The organism is bacterium (assembly GCA_021372775.1).
Taxonomy (GTDB): Bacteria; Acidobacteriota; Polarisedimenticolia; order J045; family J045; genus JAJFTU01.
Genome location: JAJFTU010000020.1, coordinates 1 through 7,279 on the forward strand (window position 1 = coordinate 1; position 7,279 = coordinate 7,279).

At 75.1% G+C, this 7,279-nt stretch carries 8 protein-coding genes; 7 read left to right on the plus strand and 1 reads right to left on the minus strand.

Features of this window, described 5'->3' with window-relative positions:
- From LLG88_00545 to LLG88_00560, 4 genes are all read left to right on the plus strand, one after another.
- Window positions 1–266 (plus strand): 4,5-DOPA dioxygenase extradiol (locus tag LLG88_00545; GenBank protein MCE5245402.1); only part of this gene is annotated, 266 nt, incomplete at its 5' end.
- Window positions 267–299: 33 nt separating this feature from the next.
- The gene (locus LLG88_00550; GenBank protein ID MCE5245403.1) at window positions 300–1,106 is read left to right on the plus strand and encodes a helical backbone metal receptor; all 807 of its coding nucleotides are present in this window, start codon (window positions 300–302) and stop codon (window positions 1,104–1,106) included.
- 64 nt (window positions 1,107–1,170) lie between these two features.
- On the plus strand, window positions 1,171–1,677 hold the full coding sequence (locus LLG88_00555; GenBank protein MCE5245404.1) for a flavin reductase family protein: 507 nt from the start codon (window positions 1,171–1,173) through the stop codon (window positions 1,675–1,677).
- A 152-nt stretch (window positions 1,678–1,829) separates the two neighbouring features.
- Window positions 1,830–2,315 (plus strand): hypothetical protein, encoded by a 486-nt coding sequence (locus LLG88_00560; GenBank protein ID MCE5245405.1) that lies wholly within the window; start codon window positions 1,830–1,832, stop codon window positions 2,313–2,315.
- A gap of 51 nt (window positions 2,316–2,366) precedes the next feature.
- On the opposite strand, the gene LLG88_00565 is transcribed toward LLG88_00560, so the two are convergent.
- Window positions 2,367–4,166 carry a peptidylprolyl isomerase gene (locus LLG88_00565; GenBank protein ID MCE5245406.1) on the minus strand — a complete coding sequence of 600 codons (1,800 nt, stop codon included), beginning with the start codon at window positions 4,164–4,166 and terminating at the stop codon, window positions 2,367–2,369.
- 190 nt (window positions 4,167–4,356) lie between these two features.
- On the opposite strand from LLG88_00565, the gene LLG88_00570 reads away from it, so the two are divergent.
- The 3 genes from LLG88_00570 to LLG88_00580 form a co-directional block, all read left to right on the plus strand.
- Window positions 4,357–5,259 carry a MarR family transcriptional regulator gene (locus LLG88_00570; protein MCE5245407.1) on the plus strand — a complete coding sequence of 301 codons (903 nt, stop codon included), beginning with the start codon at window positions 4,357–4,359 and terminating at the stop codon, window positions 5,257–5,259.
- Window positions 5,256–6,824, plus strand: coding sequence for a histidine ammonia-lyase (gene hutH, locus LLG88_00575; GenBank protein ID MCE5245408.1), 1,569 nt, complete (start codon window positions 5,256–5,258; stop codon window positions 6,822–6,824). Before LLG88_00570 ends, hutH begins: the two co-directional genes overlap by 4 nt.
- Before the next feature lie 92 nt (window positions 6,825–6,916).
- Window positions 6,917–7,279 (plus strand): arginase family protein (locus tag LLG88_00580; protein MCE5245409.1); only part of this gene is annotated, 363 nt, incomplete at its 3' end.

Sequence of the window (7,279 nt, forward strand, 5' to 3'; positions counted from 1 at the left end):
ACAGCCTGCGGCGCGGCGAAACGGCGCCGCCGGAGTGGGCGTCGTCGTTCGACGCCGCCGCGGCGCGCGCGGCGGAGGACCGCGACCTCGATTTCCTCGAGGGCGCGCTCGCCGGCGAGGCGGGGCGGACGGCGCATCCGACGCCCGACCACTACCTGCCGCTGCTCTACGTCGTCGGCGCCGCGGCGGACGGCGAGCGCCCGACGTGGCCGATCGTCGGCTTCGACATGTCGTCCCTCTCGATGCGCGCCGCGCTCTTCGGCTGAGGCGCGCCGCGCCGGACCGCGGGGAACGGAACGATGGCCTTGGGTTCGTTCGTCGATCAGCTCGGCCGCGCGGTCGCGCTCGACGCGCCGGCGCGGCGCGTCGTCTCGCTCGTTCCCTCGCACACCGAGCTGCTCGCGGAACTCGGCCTCGACGCGGAGGTCGTGGGGATCACCGACTACTGCGTCCGCCCGGCCGATTGGCGCGGGCGCAAGGCGCGCGTCGGCGGGCCGAAGCGGATCGACGCGGCGCGGATCGACGCGCTCGCCCCGGACCTCGTTCTCGCCGACAAGGAGGAGAACGACCGCGCGCAGGTCGAGGCGCTCGCGCGGCGCCGCGCGGTCTGGACGAGCGACGTGCGCTCGCTCGACGACGCGCTGGCGATGATCGGGCTGCTCGGCCCGCTCGTCGGCCGCGCGGCGCGGGCCGACGCGCTGGCGGCGGAGATCGCCGCCCGCTTCGCGGCGCTCGCCGCGCGCCGCGCCTCGCGGGACGCCCGGCCGCGCCGGACCGCCTACCTCGTCTGGCGCGGGCCGCTGATGGCCGCGGCGGCGGGGACGTTCATCGACGCCATGCTGCGCGCCTGCGGCCTCGTCAACGTCTTCGACGCCGCGCGCGGGCGGTATCCGGCGATCGCGCCGGAGGAGCTGCGCGCCGCGGCGCCGGAGGTGATCCTCCTCCCCTCCGAGCCGTATCCGTTCGCGGAGGCCGACGCGGCGGAGTTCCGCGCCCTCTGCCCCGGCGCCGCGACGCTCGCGGTGGACGGCGAGATGTTCTGCTGGCCGGGGGCGCGGCTGCTGCGCGCGCCGGCGTACTTCGAGGACCTTCTCGCCGCCCTTTGACCGCGGGACGCCGCGCGCGGAAGATCGACCGGCGCGGCGCGGCCCGCGCCGAGGAGGTTTCGCGATGCGCCGAATCGATCCCGCCGACCTGACGGTCCGTCCCTTCCAGATCCTCGACCGCGAGTGGGCGCTGCTTGCCTCGGGCGCCGAGCGGCCGAACCTGATGACCGTTTCGTGGGGCGGCCTGGGGACGCTCTGGGAGCGGCCGATGGTGACGGTCTACGTGCGGCCGACCCGCTACACGTTCAGCCTTCTCGCCGAACGCCCCGAGTTCACGCTGAACTTCATGCCCGCGTCGGCGCGCCCGGCGCTGTCGCTGTGCGGCACGCGCTCCGGGCGCGACCTCGACAAGTGGAAGGCGACGGGGCTGGCGCCTGAGGCGTCCGCGACGATCGCCGCGCCGCGCGTCGCCGGCGCGCGTCTCGCCTTCGAATGTCGCGTCGTGGCCTCGCTCGACTTCGATCCGCAGCGCTTCCTCGACCGGAACATCGAGAGGCTCTACCCGAACCGCGACTACCACCGCGTGATGTTCGGCGAGCTCCTCGCGGCGTGGGAAGCGGAGGACGCCTGACCGCCCGCGCCCCGTTCCGCGCGGCCGCGCGCTGGCACGGTTGATGCTCCTTCCCGTGACGTTCCCGCGCGGCCCGCGCCGCGACGGGGCCGAAACGGTCCGGTCCCGGCAACTTTTTCCGGGTCGAGGCCGCGGGCGGGAAGGAGAAGGCCATGGCGGTGTCGGGAGTCTCGTCGCTGGGCAGCCTCGTCTCTTCGTCGGACTGGCGGACCGAGGCGCTGTCGAAACTGAAGCAGCTCGTCGAGCAGGCGGCGAAGAAGTCGGCGGACGGGACCGCGGCCTCCTCGGCGAAGACCGGCGCCGACATCGCGACGATCAGCGAGGCGCTGCTCGGCGACGGCTCGACGTTGTTCGACGCGCTGAACGGCCAGAGCTCCGGCGACGGCTCGTCGGTCGGCCTGAGCGACCTCTTCTCCGTGCTGGAGAAGCTGAGCCCCGACTCGTCGTCGAAGTCGGCCTCCTCGACGAGCGGCGCGACGTCCGACAGCGCGGCGTTCAGCGAGGCGGCCCTTTCGGCGTCGAGCGACCTCTTCGACCTGCTGTCCTCCTCGGGTTCCTCTTCGTCGTCGTCTTCCTCTTCGTTCGCCGAGATGATCTCCGCCGCGCTCGCCAAGCGCGGCCTCGACGTTTCGGCGTAGCCCGACCGCCCGGCGTCGACGCGCCGCGCCGCGCGCGCGGCGCCGCGCCGCTCAGGGAACGACCGTCACGCGTTCGATCCGCGCCCCCAACTCGAGCGAGTCGAACAGCGCCAGCGCCCGCTCCGGATCCTCGAGCTCGCCGACGCGCGTGTAGCGGCCGGTGAGATGAGGCGCGGCGTTGGTCGCGACGAAGAACTGGCTGCCGCCGGTGTCCTTGCCGGAAAGGGCCATTCCGACGCTGCCCGGGCCGTAGAACGCGAGGCTGTCCTCGCAGCGCACCGTGTATCCCGGGCCGCCGTCCATCGTGTCGTAGGGGCTCCCCATCTGCACGACGAAGTCGGGCACGACGCGCGGCGCGAGGCGGCCGTCGAAGAAGCCGCGCTTCGCCAGCCGCGCGAGGTCGGCGACGTTGATCGGCGCGTTCGTCGGATCGAGCCGCAGCGTCGCCCGCCTCCCGCCGGAAAACTCGATCCGCAGCCGCACCGGCGCGCCGCGCGCGAGGAGCCGCTCCGCCTCGGCGAGCAGCGCCTCGTCCTCCGCCGTCGGCGCGGGAGCGGCGGGCCACGGCGCGGCCGGATCGAGCTTCAGCAGTTCGCGCCGCGCGTCGAGCCGGGCCGTCCAGCAGGGATGGTCGTAGAAGCGGCGCAGCAGTTCGCGGCGCCGCTCGACCGGCACGTCCCACTTCTCGAGCGCCGGCAGCAGCACCTGCACGCCGTCGTACTCCTCGACGCGCCAAAGCGTCTTCACCAGCGGCTCCAGATCGGCCGGCGCCGCGGACAGGTCGTCGATCGCCGCGGCCCGCGCGGCCGGATCGCTCCCGGCGAGCAGGCGCCCGCGCAGCGCGTCGGCGGCGCGCGGATCGAGACGCCGCAGGCCCGGCAGCAGCGCGGCCTGCTCGATCGGCGCCGCGGCCCGCGCGGCCAGCTCCGCGGCGAGCGCCGCGCGCGCGGCTTCCGGTTCGCCGGCGCGGAGCTTGGCGACGGCGCCGAGCGCGGCCAGCCGCACGGGCGCGTCCCAGCGCGGCCATCCGTCGAGGCGGAAGTCGCGCGCCTCCGCGCCGTCCTGCGGCAGGCCGTCGAAGAGGCGCGCCAGCAGGTTCCGCGCGAAGACGGCGTCGCCGAGCGGCGCGTCCTTCATTCCCAGCGCGCGGAGCGGCAGCGGCGCCGCGGCGGCGGCGGGATCGCCGGCGAACCAGCGCGAGACGCGGTCGAGCAGTTCGCGGTGGAGCGTCGCCCTCCTCTCCCACGGCCCGCGGTTCCAGGCGTCGAGCAGCGCGAGCGCGTTGGAGGGCGTCGCCTCGAGCGGCGGCAGCAGCTCCCGTTCGACGCCGGCGAGGACGAGCCGCAGCCGCGCCGCCTGCGCGCGCGTCGGATCGACCTTGCCCGCTCGGGCCAGCGCGTCGAGGAACGCGCGCAGGCCGCGGTCCACGACGCCGCCGTTCAGGCGCGCCGCCGCGACCGCCGCCTCGAGGTGCAGCGGCCGCGGCCACGCCGCCGCGTCGCGCTCGCCGAGGCCGCGCAGCGCGTCGAGCGCGCGCGGGCTCTTCAGCCGGTTGAGCATGAACAGCGCGGCGAACCGTTCTTCCGGCGCGCGTGCCGCCGCGGCCTTCGCCTCCCAGACGGCGACCGTCGGCGTCTCGAGCTCCGGCGGCAAGAGCGACGGCGCGCCCGGCGCGCCGATCCGCGCAAGCGCGAGATCGAGCCGCGCCCGGTCGGCCGGCGGCATCGCGGCCCGCTCCGCGGCGGAGACGACCGGCGGGCGTCGGCGCCATTCGGCGTGCAGCGCGTCCTGAGGCGTGAAGCGCGGGGCGGGGACGACGGCGAGCGGCAGGGCGAGCAGAAGCGGGAGCATCGCGACCTCCAGAGGCTGTCGCGATTGTAGCCGCGGCCGTTCGCCTTCGTCCCGAGGCTCCGCGCCCGTCGCGAGCGGGACGCGCCGGCGAACCTTCGCCTTGCGAAACTCCGCGCGGAGTGTTGACTTAACCCGACCGTCGCGGCCCGCGGGCCTCGGCGACGGCTCGGGACGAACCCGCGAGGACGAGATGGCGACGAGCGACGAAGACGACCGGACCGGCGAGCGCGCGCCGGTCGCGTGGCTGGCCCAACGGCTCTTCGCCGCGATCGGCCAGATCCACCTCGACGCCGCGGTGCCGTTCGACCCGGCGTGGTTCCCGCTGTTCCGCCTGCTCGAGGGGGACGGAAGCGTCCGCCTCTCCGGCCTCGGTCGGACGCTCGGCGTCGGCGACGCCGCGGCGCGGCGGATGGTGGCGCGCCTCGAGGAGCTCGATCTGGTCGCCGTGCGCGCCTCGGCCGACGACCGGCGCGCGCGCGCCGTCTCGCTGACGAAGGCGGGGCGGGCGATCCAGCGCCAGATCCACGGCCTCGGCGACCTGCTGCGCGAGTTGATCCCCGCGGCGGCGCGGCGCCCCGAAGAGGCGCTCGCGCTGGTGGAGATGTTCGAGCGTCCGCCGGCGCCGGCGGACGACGAAGCGCGCGGCGCGGACGACCCCGACGTCGCGCCGGTCGCCGCGGCGGAACTGCCGCAGGCGGCCGCGTCGCTGGCCGCAGGCGAGGCGCTGCCGATGCTGCTCGAGGGGCCGCAGAAGCGCGCGCCGCGCCTCGCGGCGTGGGCGCTGCGGCGCGAAGGGGAACTGCAGGGGCTCCTCGCCGTCGCCGCGCGCGGCGCCGAGGACCGCATCGTGGCGCTGCGGTTCGACGCGTGGCGGTTCGACGTCGCGCGGCGGCTCGTGGCCGCGTGGGCGCGCGAGCGCGGGGCGCGGCGCAGCCTCGTCGTGCGGGTGCCGGCGGGCGACGCACTCTGGGTCGAGAGGCTGGAAAGCTGCGGCTTCGCGACCCAGACGATCTTCTTCCACGTCCGCGGACGGCGACAGCTCAAGATGGTTTGGGCGCCGTTCGGCGGCGACGGGTACGGGAGTCAGGAATGAGCGACGAGACGATCTTCAAATACGGCGTGGACCACATGACGGTGGCCACGGCGCTTCATCTTGCGCGCGGCGAACGCCGCGGAACCCTCACCGCCGAAGCCCGCGAGCGGATGGCCGCGAGCCGGCGCCGCGTCGAGGAACTGGCCGCCGGCGAGGCGGCGGTCTACGGCGTCAACACCGGATTCGGCCCGCTCTGCACCAGCCGCATCTCCCCCGAGGACACGCGGCAGCTGCAGCTCAACCTGCTGATGAGCCACAGCTGCGGCATGGGGGCGCCGGTCGCGCCGCTCGTCTCGCGGCTGATGCTTGTCCTAAAGGCGCACGCCCTCTGCCAAGGGCACTCCGGCGTCGCCGTGGCGACGGTCGAGCGGATCCTCTGGCACCTCGAGAACGACGTCGTGCCGGTCGTGCCGAGCCAGGGAAGCGTCGGCGCCTCGGGCGACCTCGCCCCGCTCTCGCATCTCTTCCTGCCGCTCGTCGGCCTCGGCAAGGTCTGGGACGGCGAGACGCAGCGTCCGGCCGGCGAGGCCCTCGCCGCGCGCGGCGTCGCGCCGATCGACCTCGGTCCGAAGGAAGCGCTGGGGCTGATCAACGGCACGCAGTTCATCGCCGCGCACGCCACGCTCGCCGCGGCGCGCCTCCACGCCTGCCTCGAAACGGCGGACATCGCCGGCGCGATGTCGCTAGAGGCGTTCGCCGGCACGGCGCGCCCGTTCGGCGCCGACCTGCACGAAGTGCGCCCGCACGAAGGGATCCGCCACGTCGCCTCGCACCTCGCGGCGCTGCTCCGCGGCTCGCAGATGTGCGCCGCGCACGCCCACTGCGGCCGCGTGCAGGATCCGTACTCGCTGCGCTGCATGCCGCAGATCCACGGCGCCTCGCGGCAGGCGTGGCGCCACTTCCGCGACGTGCTGGAGGTCGAGCTCAACTCGGTCACCGACAACCCGGTGATCCTCGCAACGGGCGAGGCGGTCAGCGGCGGCCACTTCCACGGCCAGCCGCTCGCGCTGCCGATCGACTACGCCACGCTCGCCGCGGCGGAGCTGGGGAACGTCTCCGACCGGCGCGTCTACCTGATGCTGTTCGGCGACGGCGGCAAGCTCCCGCGGCTGCTGCTCGAGGAAACCGGGCTGCAGTCGGGCTACATGATTCCGCAGTACGTCTCCGCGGCGCTCGTCAGCGAGAACAAGACCCTCTGCTTCCCGGCGAGCGCCGACAGCGTGCCGACCTCGCTCGGGCAGGAGGACCACGTCAGCATGGGCTCGATCGGCGGCCGCAAGCTGAACCGCGTGATCGACAACCTCCAGCGGATCCTCGCCGTCGAGCTGGTCTGCGCGGCGCAGGGGATGGAGTTCCGCCGCCCGCTGCGCAGCACGCCGGCGCTCGAGGCGGTCCACGCCCGGCTGCGCGAGGCGGTGCCGTTCTCGACGAAGGACCACGTGCTCTCCGACGACCTCGCCGCCGCCGAGACGCTGGTGCGCGACGGCTCGCTGCTCGCCGCGGCCCGCAAGGCGGCGCCTTCTGACGAGGGCGTGCTCTTCGCCGAGGAGTTCGCGCTGCGCTGAGCCGCGCTGCCGAGGCGAACCGGCGCATCATGGGCGCGACGGTTTTCCGCCGCGCCCGCCCGCCGCGCGCGGCGCGCCGAAGGGGCCCCGCGATGGACGAACGACCGACGACGGAAGCGGCCGGAGCCGCCGCGTGGAGCCGCCGCGCGGCCGATCCGTGGACCGGGCGGATCGACGATCCGCACGATCCGCTGGCGCGGCGTTGGCACCAGGTCGTCGAGCCGTGGCCTCTCGACGCGCCGCTTCCCGCCGCGGGGGCGAAGGCGGTCTGCCTCGTCGGCTTCCCGACCGACGAAGGGGTGCGCCGCAACCAAGGCCGGCCCGGGGCGGCCGCCGCGCCGGGACTGATCCGCCGCGGCCTCGCCAACCTGCCCTGCCTCTTCGACGACAAGCTGCGCCTGCTCGACCTCGGCGACGTGACGACCGTCGGCGGGGACCTCGAGGGGGCGCACGAA